This is a genomic window from Enterococcus sp. AAFC-DPL-5146 (genome assembly GCF_058216635.1).
This window is the reverse complement of the sequence record NZ_CM177103.1, coordinates 1,953,146-1,971,570: the sequence shown is the minus strand read 5'-3', so window position 1 is coordinate 1,971,570 and position 18,425 is coordinate 1,953,146. Positions and strand designations below refer to the sequence as shown.

15 protein-coding genes are annotated in these 18,425 nt (G+C 34.2%); 12 read left to right on the top strand and 3 right to left on the bottom strand.

The genetic code is table 11. The features are described from left to right. Positions 1-118: 118 nt before the first annotated feature. The 11 genes from licT to manA all read left to right on the top strand — a co-directional run bounded on the left by licT (position 119) and on the right by manA (position 12,803). Positions 119-961, top strand: a complete 843-nt coding sequence (gene licT / locus AC4BB2_RS09015) for a BglG family transcription antiterminator LicT (protein ID WP_490472606.1) — start codon at positions 119-121, stop codon at positions 959-961. Positions 962-1,118: 157 nt separating this feature from the next. Then, positions 1,119-3,008 carry a beta-glucoside-specific PTS transporter subunit IIABC gene (locus tag AC4BB2_RS09010; protein WP_490472605.1) on the top strand — a complete coding sequence of 630 codons (1,890 nt, stop codon included), beginning with the start codon at positions 1,119-1,121 and terminating at the stop codon, positions 3,006-3,008. 139 nt (positions 3,009-3,147) lie between these two features. Continuing rightward, positions 3,148-4,596, top strand: a complete 1,449-nt coding sequence (locus AC4BB2_RS09005) for a glycoside hydrolase family 1 protein (protein ID WP_490472604.1) — start codon at positions 3,148-3,150, stop codon at positions 4,594-4,596. 115 nt (positions 4,597-4,711) lie between these two features. Next, on the top strand, positions 4,712-5,293 hold the full coding sequence (locus tag AC4BB2_RS09000; protein ID WP_490472603.1) for a guanylate kinase: 582 nt from the start codon (positions 4,712-4,714) through the stop codon (positions 5,291-5,293). 132 nt (positions 5,294-5,425) lie between these two features. Then, a complete protein-coding gene (locus AC4BB2_RS08995) occupies positions 5,426-6,073 on the top strand; it encodes a TetR/AcrR family transcriptional regulator (RefSeq protein ID WP_490472602.1) in 648 nt (215 codons plus the stop codon). A 379-nt stretch (positions 6,074-6,452) separates the two neighbouring features. Beyond that, positions 6,453-7,616 carry an efflux RND transporter periplasmic adaptor subunit gene (locus AC4BB2_RS08990; RefSeq protein WP_490472601.1) on the top strand — a complete coding sequence of 388 codons (1,164 nt, stop codon included), beginning with the start codon at positions 6,453-6,455 and terminating at the stop codon, positions 7,614-7,616. 12 nt (positions 7,617-7,628) lie between these two features. Next, positions 7,629-8,339 (top strand): ABC transporter ATP-binding protein, encoded by a 711-nt coding sequence (locus tag AC4BB2_RS08985; protein WP_490472600.1) that lies wholly within the window; start codon positions 7,629-7,631, stop codon positions 8,337-8,339. Then, positions 8,336-9,571, top strand: a complete 1,236-nt coding sequence (locus AC4BB2_RS08980; protein WP_490472599.1) for an ABC transporter permease — start codon at positions 8,336-8,338, stop codon at positions 9,569-9,571. The genes AC4BB2_RS08985 and AC4BB2_RS08980 overlap by 4 nt, the downstream gene beginning before the upstream one ends. 290 nt (positions 9,572-9,861) lie before the next feature. Further along, positions 9,862-10,701 (top strand): VOC family protein, encoded by an 840-nt coding sequence (locus tag AC4BB2_RS08975; RefSeq protein ID WP_490472598.1) that lies wholly within the window; start codon positions 9,862-9,864, stop codon positions 10,699-10,701. Positions 10,702-10,749: 48 nt separating this feature from the next. Continuing rightward, complete coding sequence (locus AC4BB2_RS08970) at positions 10,750-11,787, top strand: serine hydrolase domain-containing protein (protein ID WP_490474686.1); 1,038 nt, start codon at positions 10,750-10,752, stop codon at positions 11,785-11,787. A gap of 41 nt (positions 11,788-11,828) precedes the next feature. Further along, positions 11,829-12,803, top strand: coding sequence for a mannose-6-phosphate isomerase, class I (gene manA / locus AC4BB2_RS08965; RefSeq protein WP_490472597.1), 975 nt, complete (start codon positions 11,829-11,831; stop codon positions 12,801-12,803). A gap of 47 nt (positions 12,804-12,850) precedes the next feature. Here manA and AC4BB2_RS08960 read toward each other — a convergent pair whose 3' ends face one another. Both AC4BB2_RS08960 and AC4BB2_RS08955 read right to left on the bottom strand, forming a co-directional pair. Next, a complete protein-coding gene (locus AC4BB2_RS08960) occupies positions 12,851-13,546 on the bottom strand; it encodes a type 1 glutamine amidotransferase (protein WP_490472596.1) in 696 nt (231 codons plus the stop codon). A gap of 399 nt (positions 13,547-13,945) precedes the next feature. Further along, positions 13,946-15,283 (bottom strand): MurT ligase domain-containing protein, encoded by a 1,338-nt coding sequence (locus AC4BB2_RS08955; RefSeq protein ID WP_490472595.1) that lies wholly within the window; start codon positions 15,281-15,283, stop codon positions 13,946-13,948. A 301-nt stretch (positions 15,284-15,584) separates the two neighbouring features. Here AC4BB2_RS08955 and AC4BB2_RS08950 point away from each other — a divergent pair, with 301 nt between their 5' ends. Further along, positions 15,585-16,859, top strand: coding sequence for an NCS2 family permease (locus AC4BB2_RS08950; protein WP_490472594.1), 1,275 nt, complete (start codon positions 15,585-15,587; stop codon positions 16,857-16,859). A gap of 49 nt (positions 16,860-16,908) precedes the next feature. Here the strand turns inward: AC4BB2_RS08950 and AC4BB2_RS08945 are convergent, their stop codons facing one another. After that, positions 16,909-18,309, bottom strand: a complete 1,401-nt coding sequence (locus AC4BB2_RS08945) for a TrkH family potassium uptake protein (RefSeq protein ID WP_490472593.1) — start codon at positions 18,307-18,309, stop codon at positions 16,909-16,911. Positions 18,310-18,425: the final 116 nt, after the last annotated feature.

The window sequence follows — 18,425 nt, the reverse complement described above, 5'->3', positions numbered from 1 at the left end:
TATGCATGCAATAAGGATTGTTACTGTTCGGCAGGCAAAACCTGAATCTTCCATATTATTTATTTTTGGGTGGATTCTAGGTTTTTTTCATTTGTATTTGTAAAAGTGAGGTTTCATCATGAATATTGAAAAAATTTTAAACAACAATGTCGTCATGACAAAAAATGAATCAGGTGAAGAAATCGTCTGTATGGGTCGAGGACTTGCTTTTCAAAAAAAAATTGGTGATGTGATTGATCCAACCTTTATTGAAAAAGAGTTCGTACTTAAAGATTCGATTACTTCAGGACAGTTTCAGCAATTATTTGCAGATATACCGTTAGAAGAAGTTGAACTTGTCAAAAGAATCGTAGATATAGCAGAAGAAGATTTAGGAATCGAGCTTTCATCAAATATTTATTTAACATTGACCGATCATGTGCACTATGCAATTATACGGGCCAAAGAAGGGCTTGAGATGCCCAACCCATTAATGTTTGAGACAAAAAAGTTTTATCCTAAAGAATTTGCGATTGCTAGAAAAGGCGTAGCTTTGATTAGGGAAAAGTTAGGTATTGATTTTTCGGAAAATGAAGCAGGTTTTATTGCTTTTCATATTGTGAACAGTGAGCAGGCAAATGGAAACATGGAGATGACAATGACTGGTACTGAAATGGTACGAGATATTCTAACAATCATCAGTCGTTATTTTGGTAAACCATTTGATGAAGAATCATTGAACTATCAAAGAATCGTGACTCACTTACAATATTTTGCGCAACGTTATTTGCAAAATGAAGCACATGATGAAGAAGATGATTTTCTTTATGAATTGATTCAAAGTAAATACCCAAAAGCATTTCAGTCAGTACAGAGAATCAACGAGTATCTTATCAAGAAATACGAAAAACCAATTGATAAAGCAGAACAAATTTATCTTACGATTCACATCCAACGAGTAGTTGGAGAGAAAAAAATATAACATTCAATCGAAGCGGATTGTTACTGATTAGCAGGCAAAACCTAGATTGAAAAAACAAACGATTTATCTATATTTATGTCTTTTAAAGTATAGTAGATTATTGTTTTTTCAGTTTAGGTTTTTTTATATAAAAAATGAAGGAAAAGAGGTAAACAAAATGAGTAAAAATCAAGAAATAGCTGAACGCGTTTTAACGTTAGTTGGCGGAGAAGAGAATGTGAATAGCGTCGTTCACTGTGCAACACGTTTGCGATTCAAATTAAAAGATGAAGAAAAAGCGAATACGGAACAATTAAATCAAGATCCCGATGTGATTCAAGTTGTTCGTAGTGGTGGTCAGTATCAAGTTGTGATCGGTAGCCATGTAAGTGATGTGTATAAAGAGTTGATGGCTCATAGTAATTTAGGTGACGACAATTCAGAAAAAGATGAGGGACCTAAGGGAAATATTTTTAATCAGTTAATTGATATTATTTCTTCTATATTTACACCTTTCTTAGGCGCTATGGCAGGAGCGGGGGTCTTAAAAGGTTTTCTTACCTTAGCTGTTACATTAGATTGGCTGACTGTTGAATCAGGAATTTATGTTGTTCTTTTTGCAATCGCAGATGGAATTTTTACCTTCTTGCCAATTATCTTAGCCTTTACAGCAGCGAAGAAATTCAAAACTAGTCAGTTTTTAGCTGTCTGTTTAGCAATGGCTTTGGTTCACCCTAGTATTACAGCCTTAGCAGGTCAAACATTAAGTTTTGCTGGAATTCCAGTGATTATCGGTGCGAGTGCTTATACATCGTCAGTTATCCCGATTATTCTAGCTGTTTATGTTCAAAGTCATGTAGAACGTTTCTTTAAGAAACTCATTCCTACTTTCTTACAAATAATCTGTGTTCCATTAGCTGTTTTCCTTGTGATGGCACCAGTTACTTTTATTGCAATTGGTCCAATCGGTACGATTTTAGGTGATTTACTTGGAAAAGGTTATGATGGTATTTATGGTTTTAGCCCAATTATTGCTGGTGCAGTTATGGGTGGTTTATGGCAAGTATTTGTAATGTTCGGTATGCATTGGGGCTTTGTTCCAATTATGTTGTTGAACCTTTCTGCAGCAGGCGGTGGTGTTGATACAATGGCACCAATGCTTCTACCAGCAGTATTGGCACAAGGTGGTGCAGCGTTAGCTGTCTTCTTTATGACAAAAAATGTTAAATTAAAAGGCTTAGCTTTATCTTCAACAATCACTTCGATGTTTGGTATTACTGAACCGACTGTTTATGGTGTCACATTACCATTGAAAAAACCATTTATTGCTGCATGTATTGGTGGCGCTGTTGGTGGTGCTTTTATCGGTTTCAGTCATGTTCAAAACTATGTGTTTGGTTTGATTAGTTTGTTGAGTTTACCTGGATTCATTCCTCAAGAGACAAAAGACACTTCTGGAATGGTTGCAGCAATCATCGGAACTGTGATTGCCTTTGTAATTGCGTTTGTATTAACATTTGTTTTGAAATTCGAAGATAAACCAGAATCAGGCAGTGACAATTCTGTAAAAGAAAATAACTCTAACTCAGAAACACAAAATAGTAAAAAAAATGATAAAATTATTTTAACAAGTCCTTTAACTGGTACAATCGTTCCTCTAGATAAAGTAGAAGATCAAGTATTTTCATCGGGTGCTTTAGGAAAAGGAATTGCAATCGAACCAACAGTGGGTGAACTTTATGCACCTGCTAATGGAGAAATTACTACACTATTTCCAACAGGACATGCAGTAGGCATTGTAACTGAAGATGGAGTAGAAGTATTAATGCATATTGGGATGGATACAGTCGAGATGGACGGCGATGGCTTCGAGTTATTTGCTAAACAAGGAGATAAAGTAAAACAAGGAGATCTGTTAGTCAAGTTTGATGTTGAAAAAATCAAAGCAGCAGGACATCCGATTGTAACGCCAGTTGTAGTTACTAATAGCGGTGATTATTTAGATATACTAGACATGGATCAAACAGATGTTTTACACGGAGAAGATTTCTTAGCAATCGTACGTTAATCAAAGGGTTTAATTTTTATTAAAGGCTACGTTAGCTCGTTCAGGATTAATACTATCTAGTTTTATGAGCTAGTTTTACAGTTTAAGTCATCAAGTCTGAACGAGCATATCATATTTATAAAATAGGGAGGAAAAACGAATGTCAAACAAAACAACAGTATTTCCGGATGGATTCTTATGGGGCGGAGCAACTGCAGCCAATCAATTAGAAGGTGCTTATCTTTCAGATGGTAAAGGTTTATCAGTAGCAGATGCAATGCCAGGTGGCAAACAACGTTTTCAAGTTTTAGGGAGTGATACATTCAATTGGGAAATCGATGAAGACAAGTTTATTTATCCGAACCATCGAGGTATCGACCATTATCATCGTTTTAAAGAAGACATTGCTTTATTTGCGAAAATGGGATTTAAGTGCTATAGATTCTCCATTGCTTGGTCAAGAATTTTTCCTAAAGGTGACGAAGCAGCTCCAAATGAAGCTGGCTTAAAATTTTATGATCATGTGATTGACGAGTGTCTGAAACAAGGGATTGAACCTGTAATTACAATCTCTCATTACGAAATGCCATTACATTTAGCGAAAGAATATGGCGGTTGGAAAAACCGTAAATTAATTGATTTCTTTGAAAACTATGCGAGGGTCGTTTTAACTCGTTATGGTAAAAAAGTGAAATATTGGATGACATTTAATGAAATTAATTCAGCTTTCCATTTCCCAGCATTAAGTCAAGGAATGGTCAAAGCAACTGGTGCTGGCGATTATCAAAATGTGTTCCAAGCTTGGCATAATCAATTTGTTGCTAGTGCTAAAGCAGTGAAAATCGGACATGAAATTAATCCAGATATGCAAATTGGCTGTATGATTATCTATGCGACAACTTATAGCATTGATGCAAATCCGGTCAATCAAATGGCAACCCTTACCCAAAATCAAGAATTCAATTTTTATTGTACAGATGCCCAAGTTCGTGGAGAATATCCAGCGTATCAACAAAGAATGTTTGAAAAATACGGTGTATCTGAGCTAGAAATCGGTGCGGATGATTTAGAGTTAATGAGAAAATATGCAGTAGATTATATCGGTTTTAGTTATTATATGTCTTCTGCAGTCAATGAAACGGCAGAAGAAGATGATACAGTCATTGGCAACTTATTTGGTGGTGTTCGTAATCCATTCTTAAAAGCCAGTGAATGGGGTTGGCAGATCGATCCAGAAGGGTTGAGAATTGCGTTAAACGAATTATATGATCGCTATCAAAAACCATTGTTTATCGTTGAAAATGGTTTAGGTGCAATTGATAAAGTAGACGAAAACTTCTACGTTGAAGATGATTATCGTATTGACTACTTACGTCGACATATTGAAGCAATGTCTGATGCTGTAAAAGATGGTGTTGATCTGATGGGATACACACCATGGGGCTGTATTGATTTAGTGAGTGCTTCGACAGGTGAAATGAGTAAACGTTATGGATTTATTTATGTTGATTTAGATGATAACGGTGAAGGTACAATGAATCGTTATGAGAAAAAATCATTTAATTGGTACAAACAAGTCATTGAAACAAATGGACAAAACTTAAAATAAAAATAGACAAGACTTAAGGATGAAGCTACGTGTTTTATCTTTGAGTCTTGTTTTCATTTATATTGAAGAGAATCATCTGTTGTTGTATAGTGAGTTTGTAAAGGGGGAATAACTAATGGAAAGAAAAAAACTCATGTATCCTTTTTTTGTTCTCATTGGCCCAAGTGGTTCAGGGAAAACCAAAGTTGCAGAAGCTGTTTTTCCCGCTGAATATAAAGTGATTTCTCATACAACTCGGCTAAGAAGAAAAGAAGAACAAGAGGGTGTAGATTATTATTTCGAGACGAAAGAACGGTTTGAGTACTTACTAAATACAAATGCTTTAGCCGAACATGACACGTATCATGGCAATCAATATGGAGTGGGAATTGATGAGCTGATTCAAAAAACAACGGCTCATTATGCATATGATGTACTAACGATTAAAGGGTTCCAAGAAATAGAAAAAAGATTTGGCAATATGGTGATTCCAATTTTTTTAGAGGTATCTAAAAAGAACGTATTATCGAGATTGCAGAATAGAGAAGACGATGAAGCAATCATAAGGGAACGCACAGCGTTATACGATCAAGAATCTCAGAATAAACTAAAAATAATGACGTATCCAAATTACTTCATTATAGATGCCAATCAACCTTATGAAGAGGTTGTCAAAAATGTGAGGCAGGCGGTAAATAATATAATAAATATAGACTAGGGAAAACAAGTTGTTTTCCCTAGTTTTTTCAAAAAATTATTTAAATAAGTTCTATTGATTTTCCATTTCTTGGTGCTATAATGACATCGTGTCATATGACTTATTGTTATTATGAAAGAAGGGGTGCACTAGATGCCAAAAAGTACTTTTTTTCATCTAACTCAAGAGAAACAGCAAAGGTTATTAAAAGCTGCCAAAATCGAATTTTCAAGAACATCTTTACAAGAAGCGTCAATTGCTAAGATAATTACATTGGCTGAAATACCTAGAGGAAGTTTTTATCAATATTTTGAGAATAAGGAAGATTTGTATTTTTATTATTTTGATCTATTGAAACAAACTAGCAAAAAAAATATTGAAAAATGTATGCAAGAAGCAAACGGGGATTTGTTTGAAGGTATGGACAAGTATTTTTCAAAAATGATTTTTGACGTATTGACTGGGGAAAATGCGTCGTTTTATAAACATTTTTTTATGAATATAGACTACCAGTCGACGAGGCGAATTTCTCCTCAATTTATAACAAGTGGTAAAAAGAGGGAGGAATACCAGAAAAAGTACCCTGGACATAAGCTTTATAAACTGATTAATCGTTCTCAATTAAACATTCAAAATGAACAAGAATTTAAACTGTTGATGCAAATGCTTATGAATAATGTATTCTCTTCAATTGCTGAAAGCTACCAAGAACTTGCAAAAGATCCTTCATACGATATTGATTTTATTATTCAAAGCTTTAAAATCAAATTAAACTGGTTGAAAAAGGGTGCATATAAATAGCAATGATTTATACAATGTTTAAATCCTTCATTGTTGCTTAAGAGCATTAAATAAAAAGAGATAAAGAAAAAAGTGTTTAGCTCCGAGAAATAAGAGGAAGTTGCTTCTTACTTGACGTTTATTAGGATTTAGAGAGCGAAACAAAACTGATTTCTAGTTTTGTTTCGCTCTCTTTTTCTACTTAGTTTAAGGCTGCTGAGAAGAACGAATTATTCAAATATTGCCAATTAGTTGCTATAAAAAAAGTCAGAACGTTCATTCAATTACAAAAATGTCACTTGTATGACATAGTAAATAATGGTTAAATAAAAGAGTAAGGTCACTGATATAGATAAGAAATGATCGTTTTATTAAGCAAAAGGAGATGAGGAGAAGGGTTATGAAGAAAAGAACAATGATTATTATAGGTGTAGTTGCAGTAGTACTTGTCGGTATTTTTATTCTTCCAAGTGTTTTTGGTGGAAAAAAAGAAGCTGGACTGGAAAAGAAAACAGCCTCCGATGAATTAGGAATTGAGTATTTTGAAGTTCCAGATATTGAACAGGTTTATATTAATGGTGTCGTACAGCCAGAACAAGCAGAAGCTTTTTCAAAAGATAATAAAATGACTAGTAATCCGGAAATCAAAGTGAAAAACGGAGATGTTGTTGAACCTGAGACTGAGTTATTTACGTATGAAGATAAAGAAGTAACCAAAGAGATTGAAACTCAGAATAATACTTTAAGTAAATTAGCTACTAAAAAACAGAATATATATAATAAATGGAACCGAGCAATCGACAATTATAATAAAGCAAAAGAAGAAGACCGAAGCACAACGGGCGCCGCTATCAACGAACAACATCAATCTGAAATTGATGCAGTTGATGAAGAAATCTTATTCTCGAATCAGACGATTGAAGATTTATCAACAAAACAATACATTTCAACAAAATCAAAATTCAAAGGTCGTGTCTCAATTCCGGAAGTAAAAGATGAGAATGCACCAATTCTTCGTTTAACATCAGACGGTTTATATGTTGCTGGAAAAGTGAATGAAAAAGATTTAATGAAAATCGCAATCGATCAAAAAGCTAATCTTTCAGTGGTATCAAGTGGAACATCTGTGACAGGGAAAATTTCTTATATTGATGATAATCCGCCAGAAGCTAAAGCAAACCAAAGTCAAGGAGAAGATAGCGGTTCGCAAGCATCAATGTCTACGTATAATGTGAAATTAGCGTTGGATAGTTTAGAAGGAATCAAAAATGGCTATCATATGCAAGCGACAATCAACTTAGGTGAAAATAAACCAATTGAAGTTCCTAAAAAAGCAATCCATGATCAAGATGGTAAAAAATACGTATTGGTCAATGATTTTGGTTCAATTATCCGTCGTGACATTCAAGTGGGAGAAGAAAAAGGTGATAATACAGTTGTTAATTCAGGCTTAGAATCTGGTGATCGAATTGTTGTTTCTTCTAAGAAAGAAGTCAAAGAAGGAGATTTGATCGAAGAAGGCAATAAAGAATCAGAAGCAGCAGCTCCAGCAGCTAAAGAATAGGAGGAAGCAGATATGATACAACAAGATCAAAACCCGCGACCTCTCATTCAGATGCAGGCAATCAACAAATATTTTCCAGTTGGAAAAGAAAAATTGCACGTATTGAAATCACTGGATTTAACCATCAATGAAGGTGAATTTATTATGATTATGGGAAAATCAGGTAGTGGAAAAACCACATTAATGAATATCATCGGTTTTCTAGACAGAGTTTCTGATGGTAATTATCTTTTTAAGGGAGAAGATGTTTCGACTCTCTCAGAAAATAAAAAATCTGAATTTAGAAATGAATATCTTGGTTTTATTTTTCAGCAGTTCTTTTTGATCAATTCATTGAATGTTAGTCAGAACGTCCAATTACCATGTGTCTATGAAGGCAAGAAGAGTAATGAAGAAAAACGAAAAATTGCTGAAAAATATTTAGAACTAGTTGGTTTAGGTGAGAAGACAAAAGCAAAAGTAAATGAATTATCAGGCGGTCAACAACAGCGTGTGGCAATTGCTCGTTCTTTAGTGAACGATCCGTTGTTGATTATGGCTGATGAACCAACAGGGGCATTGGACAGTGAAACAGGCATAGAAATCATGGAGTTATTAACCGAATTGAACCATCAAGGTAAAACCATCGTCATGGTTACTCACGATGCAGATATGAAAAAATATGCGACTCGCGTGATTCATATGAAAGATGGCCGTTTTCTTGAAGAAGAGGTGATCCGATGATTTCAAATTTACTGATTAGCACCTTATTGAGTTTAAGAGCACACAAACTAAGGGTTTTTCTGACGATGATCGGAATTATCATTGGGATCACGTCTGTTGTCACAATTTCGACACTTGGTGAAGGTATGAAGAAGCAAGTAATGTCTGCAACTAGTGCTATGAATACAAATGTTGTCAAATTACATTATACAATGCAGGACGAAAGTTCTACTGGTATGATGTCTTACGAACAACCAGATTTTAGTTTTTCCAGGGTTGACATGAAAAAGGTCAGAGATGTAGATGGTGTTGAATCTATTTATCCTCAATATGGAGACGGTACAATGGGAGACAATCTAAATCTGCAATTGGATTATTTCGGTGCTAAAGCCAATTTAATGGTTACGTCTAATCGAGGACAGAATAAAATTAAATATGGGCGAGATTTTGATAATCGAGATATCAATAAAGATGTGATTATTTTAAATCATGATGTTTTTGATACGAGTTTGAAGATGGATGATCCAAGCGAATTAATCGGAAAAGCAGTATCAATCAATAACTACATGTATAAAGTAATCGGAATTTTAGAACCATTTGATTATGATAATATAGACAATACTGAGGCCATGTCATTAGATTGGAATATTATCAACAGTAGTTTTGTCTCAAGGAGTTCGTACAATAAACTTGCGACCTCAAAATCAATTAGCGGTATTAATTTTAAAGTAAAAGAAGGCGGAGATAAGCAAGCTGTTATTGCGCAAGCCGTTGCTATTTTAAATGAAAGCCATCCAGATGTTAAGGGGATTTTTAAAGAAAACGATCAAGAGCAGAAGAATCAAAAACAAATGGAAGATGCAATTGGCGGTATTACGATGTTCTTGATGGCTGTTACAGCGATCTCATTATTAGTTGGCGGCATTGGTGTGATGAACATCATGTATGTATCGGTCACTGAAAGAAAACGTGAAATAGGCATTCGTAGAGCAATAGGTGCAAAACCACGGATGATCCTAATGCAGTTTTTATTAGAAGCTGCATTTATAACACTATTAGGAGGACTAATTGGTGTTGGATTAGGTTACCTTCTCTCTACATTAGTCGGAGGCTTTGTAGATATCATTCCAGTTATGACACCATCGATTTTTGCTATATCAACATTGGTTTCTATTTTTACGGGAATCATTTTTGGAATCATTCCAGCGATTAGTGCATCAAGAATGGACCCGATCAAAGCAATTTATAATTAAAACTATTAGGCTAAAACTGAGCTGCAAAAAGATGTTTGAATAAGAAATTCAACATCTTTTTTGCTGTATGAGTACTTTAAAGTATTCATACAAGTTATTTTATTTAAATTGGTAAAGGTCATACAAAAGTAAAAAGAAGAAATAAAATAAATCAATTGGTATAGGTACATAAGCTTTATAATTCTCAAATATCTCTTGTATACATGTTTTTTTGAAAAGAGCATTTGCTTGCCGAAATTACTAGAGATGTTTAGAATAAATAGAGTAAGGCATTCGGAGGGGGAAGACGGATGGAAAAGTTTCAATTATCGCAAGATGTATATGTGAAGACGATTGCGCTTCGTGTGAACGATGTGGAGATAATGGTTAACTTCTATAAGAATGTATTAGGCTTTATTTTAAAGTTAGAAGAAAATAACTTATCGATATTCGGTTCGCAAGAAAAAGATAGTCGACTGTTAATATTAGAAGAAACGAACATTAAGGAAGGACCAACAACGTCTCTTGAAAAAGCGCTCTGTTTTTCCTTATTAATGCCAACTGAAGAAGAGTTTTGTAGTGTGTTAAGAAGAATAACTGATCATAACTACCCAATAAAAAAATCAGTAAAAAAAGGAAACCGGCAAAGTATCTTTTTAAAAGATCCTGAAGGTAATGAGCTTGCGATCAGTTATCAAGAAGGGAATACTGATCAGAATGAAGCAAAAACTGAGTTATTGGATATAGATGCGCTAATAAATCAAAGTAAGATTTTGTATTCAGGTCTTTCAGCAGGTGTTCGCTTTGATCAAATTAAGCTAAGTGTTGAAGACAAAGATGAACATCATTATTTTTATCAAAATGTTTTGGGGATGGTCTCAGAAGAAAAAACATTAGATAAATTATCGATGAACGATGGCCGTTTTTTGCTTCATTTAGATGATTGGGTAAAATCTTCTGAGGAAAAAATAGATAGTGAAGAATCACTAGGTGTCGATTTTTTCGTTTTGACATTAGATCATGAGGAAGAGATGAAGAAACTAAAAAAACATCTAGAAAAAAATGAACAAGAATTTTTTGTTGATAAGAAATTAAAAATTTTAACTATTTATGATCCTAGTGAAATCGAATGGTGGTTTGTGAGGGATTAAATCAATCAAAAAATTATAAAGCAAAACTTGGATGAGGAAAAAATAATGATATATAAAGAGACAAGAAAAAAAATCAACGAATTTATGAATGAAGGGGTTTTCTCAGGCGTCAGTTTTTCTTTTATAACTGAAAGTAAAGACGAAGACTATACTTGGGGAAACGCTCAAATACAACCATCTGTCGAAGCACTGAATACATCATTGCTTTTTGATGTAGCGTCTTTGACTAAGGTGATTTGTACCACTACTGTTGTTTTGCAATTGATGGAAACTAAAATTTTAGATATTGATGCACCATTCCAAACGTATTATCCAGCATTTGAAGATGAAAAAATAACGATTCGGCATCTTTTGACTCATACATCTGATATTCAAAGCTATATTAAAAATCGAGATGAGTTGGCAAAAGAAGAATTACGAGAGGCATATTCCAAAGTAAGATCTGGGGAAAACTTGGGAAATCAGGTTGCTTATACGGATACCGGAACGATTCTACTGGGATTTATGCTGGAAGAATTATTAGGAAAAAATGTTATTGAGATTTTTAAAGAGCGTGTACTAAAACCGCTCGACATGTCAGAAAGTCTCTTTTTACCTAGAGATCCTTTCAAAACCGTTCCAACTGAAATACATCCTGTAAGAGGGCTAATTCGAGGTCAAACACATGATCCAAAAGCATTTGTTTTAGCAGAACATGCAGGGAATGCTGGACTATTTACTAATTTAAATGATATAAAAAAATTTGTAACAATGTATTTAAATGAAGGTTTGTATGAGACAAATAGAGTTCTGGAACAAGCTACGATTCAATCTTTAATGATTGATCAAACACCTAATAGAAAAGGTCATCGATCACTAGGTTGGGATTTGAAAAAAGACATCAAAGGAAATCCATTGTTATTTCATACAGGTTATACAGGTACTTTTTTATTGATTGATCCTGTAAATAAAGAAGGTTTTATCTTTCTTTCTAACCGTGTTCATCCTGTTGATAAAAGAGCAGAGTATATCAAAAAAAGAGACGAATTGATTGAGATTTATTTGAAAGAAAAAATAACAAACATAGATGAATCGCTTTCTTTTTAGTGGTATAATTGACGAGTATAAATGGAAGGGAGTCTCTAACTATGCAGGAACCTTTATTTTTAAAACCAGTTTTTCAAGAAAAAATTTGGGGTGGTGACCGATTACACACGGTTTTCGGGTTTGATTTACCTAGTAATAAGATTGGTGAAGACTGGGCGATCAGCGCTCATCCTCATGGTGTCAGCACTGTGGAAAATGGTGAATTTTCTGGTCAAAGGCTAGATGAACTTTGGGCTAATCACCGTGAATTGTTTGGTAATGCTAAAGGAGATGTGTTTCCTTTATTGACAAAAATTTTAGATGCAGAAGATGATTTATCTGTACAAGTGCATCCAGATGATAAGTATGGCTTAGCGTACGAAGGTGAACTTGGAAAGACTGAGTGTTGGTATATTATTGATGCTGAACCAGGTTCAACCATTATTTATGGTCATAATGCAAAAAGTCGTGAAGAGCTTGAAGCAATGATTAAAGAAGAGCGTTGGGACGATTTATTGAAGAAAGTTCCTGTAAAAAAAGGTGACTTTTTCTATGTGCCAAGCGGAACGATTCATGCTATAGGTAAAGGAATCATGATTTTAGAAACGCAACAAAGCAGTGATACAACCTATCGTGTGTACGATTATGATAGAAAAGATAATCAAGGTCAAACAAGAGAGCTGCATATTCAACAATCGGTTGATGTGACAACAGTCCCAGCTAAGGATGCTGAACTATTCATCCAACAGCAAAATCAAGGGCAATCAAGTATTATTACGTATTTGAAAACACCCTTTTTTAATGTGTATGAATGGCAAGTTAAAGGTATATTGAAGTTAAAGAAAAATGCGCCATATACGTTAGCCACAGTGATTGATGGTGCAGGTAATTTAGTTATTGAAGATGAAGGAACGATCCAAATTAAGAGTTATGAGCTGACTAAAGGAACAAGCTTTATTTTACCTAATGATATCGCTAAATGGCGTGTTGAAGGGGAGCTAACAATTATTGCTTCAGAACCTGGAGTAGAGGCATAACATAAATAAAAAGTGTTAGGGATTTTAATCCTAACACTTTTTTTTATTTATTCAACAACTAACATTTCTTGTGGCACTTCAAATGGTTCGTTGTATTTTTTCTCCAATGCTGTTTTAATCAAGCGGATGCCAAGGTTTTCGTTACGAGCAAGAATGGGTCCGTGAAAGTAAGAGCCAAAGACATTTTTGTATATCACACCTTCAGAACCATCTTCACTGTTATTCCCTTTACCTTGTAGAACGTTCCCTAAAGGACGTTCTCCTTTTCCTAGAAAAGTGCGACCATTATGATTTTCAAAACCATAATAGGTTTCATTGAATTCTTCATTATGAATCACAATATCTCCGATGTAACGATTATTATCTTGGCTTAAAGTATAATGATCCAAAGCGCCGATTCCATGGATTTTTTCACCTTTAGCTCCCATATAATAATGTCCTAATAATTGGAAACCACCACAAATGGCTAACATGACACCATCATTTTCAATGTATTCAGTTAATGTTTCCTTTTTCGTTTGAATATCATCTGAGATGATCAACTGTTCAAAATCTTGACCGCCTCCAACAAAAACTAAATCATATTTATTTGGATCGAAGGGTTCATAAATACTGACGATTTCAGAACGGAATGTGACATTCATTTTTTCAGATAAATATTTTAACATCAGCAAATTCCCGTTATCGCCATAAGTATTCAACAAATTCCCATATAAATGACATACAACTAATTCTTTAGGCACTGTAAATTCCTCCTTAATATAAAAGCGGAATGGGCTCGTTAGTCTCGACAGAAAAATAGGAAAACATAGATGAGGCGATTTTTGCCTCCTCTAGGATTTATCTTTTTTCCGAGAGGCTAGCCCATGCAGCTAGAAAATAAAAGCGGGATAGGCTCGTTAGTCTCGACAGAAAAATAGGAAAACATAGATGAGGCGTTTTTTGCCTCCTCTAGGAATTATCTTTTTTCCGAGAGACTAGCCCATGCAGCTAGAAAATAAAAGCGGGATAGGCTCGTTAGTCTCGACAGAAAAATAGGAAAACATAGATGAGGCGTTTTTTGCCTCCTCTAGGAATTATCTTTTTTCCGAGAGACTAGCCCATGCAGCTAGATAAGACATGGTGGGGTAGGGTTGTAAAAGCTAGTTATTAATAAAACCTTGTGTAGTTAAAGATTTACGTAATTGTAAAACCGCTGTATAGGTAGCTAAAATATAGACATGCTCTGTCGGTACTTCTTTGATTGCTGTAATTACATCATCAAGATTCGGTATTTCTTTTAAATTATTTTCAGGAATACCTGCTACTTTTAAGCGTAAAGCCATATCTTTATGGCGATCACCACCAGCAATTACTTCAGGAATATCCATTTGAGCAAAAGCTTCATGATTGCCATCCCAGATCCAGCTGATATCTATCCCGTCTGCGTAATTAGCATTTAATAATGAAACAAGAGAGAACGAATAAGGAGCAAGTTTCATCATATCAATTACTTGATTAAGTCCAACAGGATTTTTTACTAGAATTAAAGTACAGCGTTTACCATCAATATCGATGGTTTCTTGACGTCCAAAGACTTTTTCGTCATAACTTAATCCTGCTTTGATTTTTTCAGGTGCCACACCATAATACTCAGCAACTGCTGTGGCAGCCAAGGCATTGTAGACATTATACATACCACCAACGGCAATGCTATATTCTGAACCATCAATCACAAACTCAGCAGAAGTGTTATCCATCTTAACCATCTCTGTTAATTGAATATCCAATTCAGGACGATGGAAACCACAGTTCGGACAGTAATATTTCCCAAGATTAGCATAAGTAATCATTTTGTAGTGTAAAATGTGGTGACATTTCGGACAAAGTAATCCATCAGTATTATAATGAGCCATTTGTTCTTCATCGGGTTGATGATTAAAACCGTAATATTTTCTTGGATTGACGGTTTCAACTGAGTTGAAAATAGGTGAGTCACCATTACACAAAATAGGTGCATTTGGAGCCGCAGAGGCGCCATCAACAATTAATTTATACGTCGTGTAGATTTCACCGTAACGATCCATTTGATCTCTAAAAATATTTGTAAATAAAAATAATTTTGGTTCAATATATTTTGTAACTCGGCTTAAGCTAGCTTCATCGATTTCTAAAACAGCAAATTTTTTCTTTGCTCCTTTATTTTTAGCAGATAAAAATGTTGAAACAATTCCTTGCTCCATGTTAGCGCCTGTTGGATTTGTCAATACATGATCAAATTCTTGCCTTAAAATATTAACAGTTAAGGCCGTTGTTAATGTCTTTCCATTGGTTCCAGTAACAACGACGATTTCATAGTCTTTAGCTAACGTATCTAAAATTTTCGGATCGATTTTTAATGCTAATTTTCCAGGGTAGCTGCTACCGCCTTTGAAAAAAGTTTGTAATACCCATTGAGAAGATTTTCCAGCCATAATAGCTACTTGACTTCTGATTCCCATATAGTGCCCTCCAATTTCCATCAATTATTGCTGTTAAACACAACAATAAACTCAACCTATAATACCACAATTAAAAAAAAAAATTAATTCCTTTTCCTTTTTCTTACTATATTATAAAAAACTTACATTAGATGTAAAACTTGTCTATTTAAAATAAAAAATTCTTCAAAAATTTCAAAAAGCGTTTCCAATGTGTTATTCTTACGGTATTAGAATTTAAGTAAAAAGTACGCAAAATAAACGTGTACATAAAAATAAAGCAATTATCTGTACAACTTTTCAATTAATAAGGAGGAATTAGATGTTTCCAAGAAAGAAGCTTAGTAAACAAGAGTTAAAACGAGAAATACTTGCAGGAACAACCTCATTTTTCGCCATTTCCTATATCATCATGGTAAACACCGTTATATTAGCAGAGGCAGGGATGCCTAAAGAATTAACCATTTTTGGGACGATTTTTATTTCGATTATTGGATCGATTTTGATGGGACTTGTTGCAGATGCACCGATTGTCTTGACTACAGGAATGGGCGTTAATTCATTTTTTACTTATACATTAGTGTTTTCATTGGGACTGACCTGGCAACAAGCTCTTGCAGTTAGTTTTTGTTCAGGTGTCATTTATTTACTAGTAGCCTTTACAAAGTTAAGTAAATTATTTGCTGAAGTTGTTCCTGAAACCTTAAAAACAGGGATTACTGTTGGGATTGGTTTTTTTCTAGTATTGATTGGTTTGGAAAAAGGGCACTTGATTTTGCGGGGAGAACATACTTTTTTGCAACTGGCATCTTTAAATAATACTTTGACTTTACTTACCTTGTTTTCATTGATTTTGACTGTATTTTTATTTATAAAAGGGATTCAAGGCAGCTTTTTTATAGGTATTGTTGTTGTGACTCTTGTCGCTAATTTTATGGGGATGGTTACTCCTACGGAACATTTTTCGATTAGCACATTAAGTAACTATTCTGATATTTTTTTCCAATTGGATTTCAGCTCATTCTTTTCCAAGAGTTTTTTACTAGGTGTTTTTGCATTGTCAATGATCCTTATTTTTGAGTCGATGGGATTATTAAAAGGGTTGATGCCGGAAGCGGATGAACAAAAATATTTAAGGGCTTATAGAGTCACGGGTTTTATTACGTTATTATCAAGTATTTTTGGAACGAGCCCAACAGTTGCTGCGGCTGAAAGCGCTACAGGGATTGAGGAAGGTGGAAAGACTGGCGTTACTTCAATTACGAGCGGTGTTTGTTTCTTTTTAGCTCTACTAGCTTTGCCATTTTTATCATATATTCCAGATTCAGCTTTAGCTCCAGCAATCATTATTACGGGATTTTTGATGATTCAGCAAATTAAAACGCTGCATTTTGATGATTTTAGTGAATATTTTCCTGCAATGTTAATGATTGTTTTAATTCCATTTACCATGAATATTTCAGATGGAATGGCCTTTGGTTTTGTCGCGTATCCATTAACGAAATGGATTGCTGGAAAAAAAGAAGAACTTTCTTTGTCATTATGGGTTATCTCCTGTTTATTTTTGCTTTATTTAATTGTGAATGTACTGATATAAATTAAAAAAGGAATCAAAAACAGCTGAAACTGTTTTTTGATTCCTTTTTTTATCCAATAATAATTTTCTCAGAAGGATATTCATAACCAATATCACGGGTTTCTTTTGGTACAAATAGCATCAAAGTATAAAGCATACCGATTCGCCCAATAAACATTAAAAGTGCAATCATCAATTTGCCCACTGTCGTTAAATCAGAAGTAATTCCTAAAGATAAACCTGTTGTACCAAAGGCTGAAGCAACTTCAACAATGATTGCGATTAGCGGATGATCTTCCGTCGCAGTTAGAAATAATACTGCAAAGAAACACATAATCAAAGAAAGCATAAAGACAACGATTGATTTTTTCACATCATCATCATCGATTCGTCTGCCAAAAACATTGATTTTGTCTTCACTTTTTAAAAAAGCGTACAAATATAACCCAATGATTGCAACTGTTGTTGTCCGAATTCCGCCACCAACAGAACTAGGGCTACAGCCAATAAACATCAATAAGGAAAAAACAATCAGCGTGGTAATTTGAAAATCACCTAGATCATTGACTTGCAGTCCTGCATTTCTCGTCGTCATAGAATAAAACATAGATGTAATCCACCGCTGTACTTCATCCATGCCAACGAATAAATGATCTTTTTCCAATAAATAGATTAGAATCGTTCCACCGACAAACAAAATCACAAAGGCTAACAAAGCAATTTTACTAAATAATGAAAAGCGGAAGGGTAAGCCTTTCTTTTTCTTTTTAAAAAACAACCATTCACGAATTTCCATTAATACAGGAAAACCAATCCCACCTACAAAAATCAAAAACATGATTGCAATCAAAAAGATATAGTCATTAGCAAAAGGAATAATCGAATCACCTGTGACATCAAATCCTGAGTTCGTAACAGCAGAAATCGATTGATAAAACCCATAAAAAATAGCTTTCGACCAGCTTTTGAAATAACCAGAAAAATAAAAATAAATGGAAAAAAATGTGCCAAAAATTATTTGGAACCATAAAATAATTGTAAAGGTAATACGGATCAATCGAACGATACCGCTTAACTTTGGCTGATTCATATCTGTCATAATCAGTTGCCGTTGCTTTAAAGAAATTCGTCGCTTAGATAAAATAATAAATGCTGTAGAAATCATCATAATCCCTAATCCACCAATTTGAAAAAGAACTTCCATCAAAATGATGCCGCGATCATTAAAAACAGAATTGATATCAAATGTTGATAAACCAGTGACACTTACAGTGCTGACAGCCATAAACAACATATCAATGAATCCCACATGAGAACCTGGTTCTCGAAAGAATGGTAAGCAAAATAGTATATAAGAAATCAGAGTCATAATAATATAATATGAAACAATAATCTGAATAGATGATAAATTCTTGGCTATAAAACGTCTGCCGTTTCGTTGGGCTAGCCATAAAAATCGTATTTGACTCATAGTGGACCTCCTGAATATCAATAAAACCAGTATATCAGAAAATAAAAGATGGGCAAACAAAGAATAAATTGTTTGGTAAAATAAGAAATTGATTAAAAAAAATAAGAATATAATAC

Bases quoted from the DNA above. Each gene is read 5' to 3' on its own strand.
- licT (WP_490472606.1), top strand. From the start codon at position 119: ATGAATATTGAAAAAATTTTAAACAACAATGTCGTCATGACAAAAAAT.
- AC4BB2_RS09010 (WP_490472605.1), top strand. From the start codon at position 1,119: ATGAGTAAAAATCAAGAAATAGCTGAACGCGTTTTAACGTTAGTTGGC.
- AC4BB2_RS09005 (WP_490472604.1), top strand. From the start codon at position 3,148: ATGTCAAACAAAACAACAGTATTTCCGGATGGATTCTTATGGGGCGGA.
- AC4BB2_RS09000 (WP_490472603.1), top strand. From the start codon at position 4,712: ATGGAAAGAAAAAAACTCATGTATCCTTTTTTTGTTCTCATTGGCCCA.
- AC4BB2_RS08995 (WP_490472602.1), top strand. From the start codon at position 5,426: ATGCCAAAAAGTACTTTTTTTCATCTAACTCAAGAGAAACAGCAAAGG.
- AC4BB2_RS08990 (WP_490472601.1), top strand. From the start codon at position 6,453: ATGAAGAAAAGAACAATGATTATTATAGGTGTAGTTGCAGTAGTACTT.
- AC4BB2_RS08985 (WP_490472600.1), top strand. From the start codon at position 7,629: ATGATACAACAAGATCAAAACCCGCGACCTCTCATTCAGATGCAGGCA.
- AC4BB2_RS08980 (WP_490472599.1), top strand. From the start codon at position 8,336: ATGATTTCAAATTTACTGATTAGCACCTTATTGAGTTTAAGAGCACAC.
- AC4BB2_RS08975 (WP_490472598.1), top strand. From the start codon at position 9,862: ATGGAAAAGTTTCAATTATCGCAAGATGTATATGTGAAGACGATTGCG.
- manA (WP_490472597.1), top strand. From the start codon at position 11,829: ATGCAGGAACCTTTATTTTTAAAACCAGTTTTTCAAGAAAAAATTTGG.
- AC4BB2_RS08955 (WP_490472595.1), bottom strand. From the start codon at position 15,283: ATGGGAATCAGAAGTCAAGTAGCTATTATGGCTGGAAAATCTTCTCAA.
- AC4BB2_RS08950 (WP_490472594.1), top strand. From the start codon at position 15,585: ATGTTTCCAAGAAAGAAGCTTAGTAAACAAGAGTTAAAACGAGAAATA.
- AC4BB2_RS08945 (WP_490472593.1), bottom strand. From the start codon at position 18,309: ATGAGTCAAATACGATTTTTATGGCTAGCCCAACGAAACGGCAGACGT.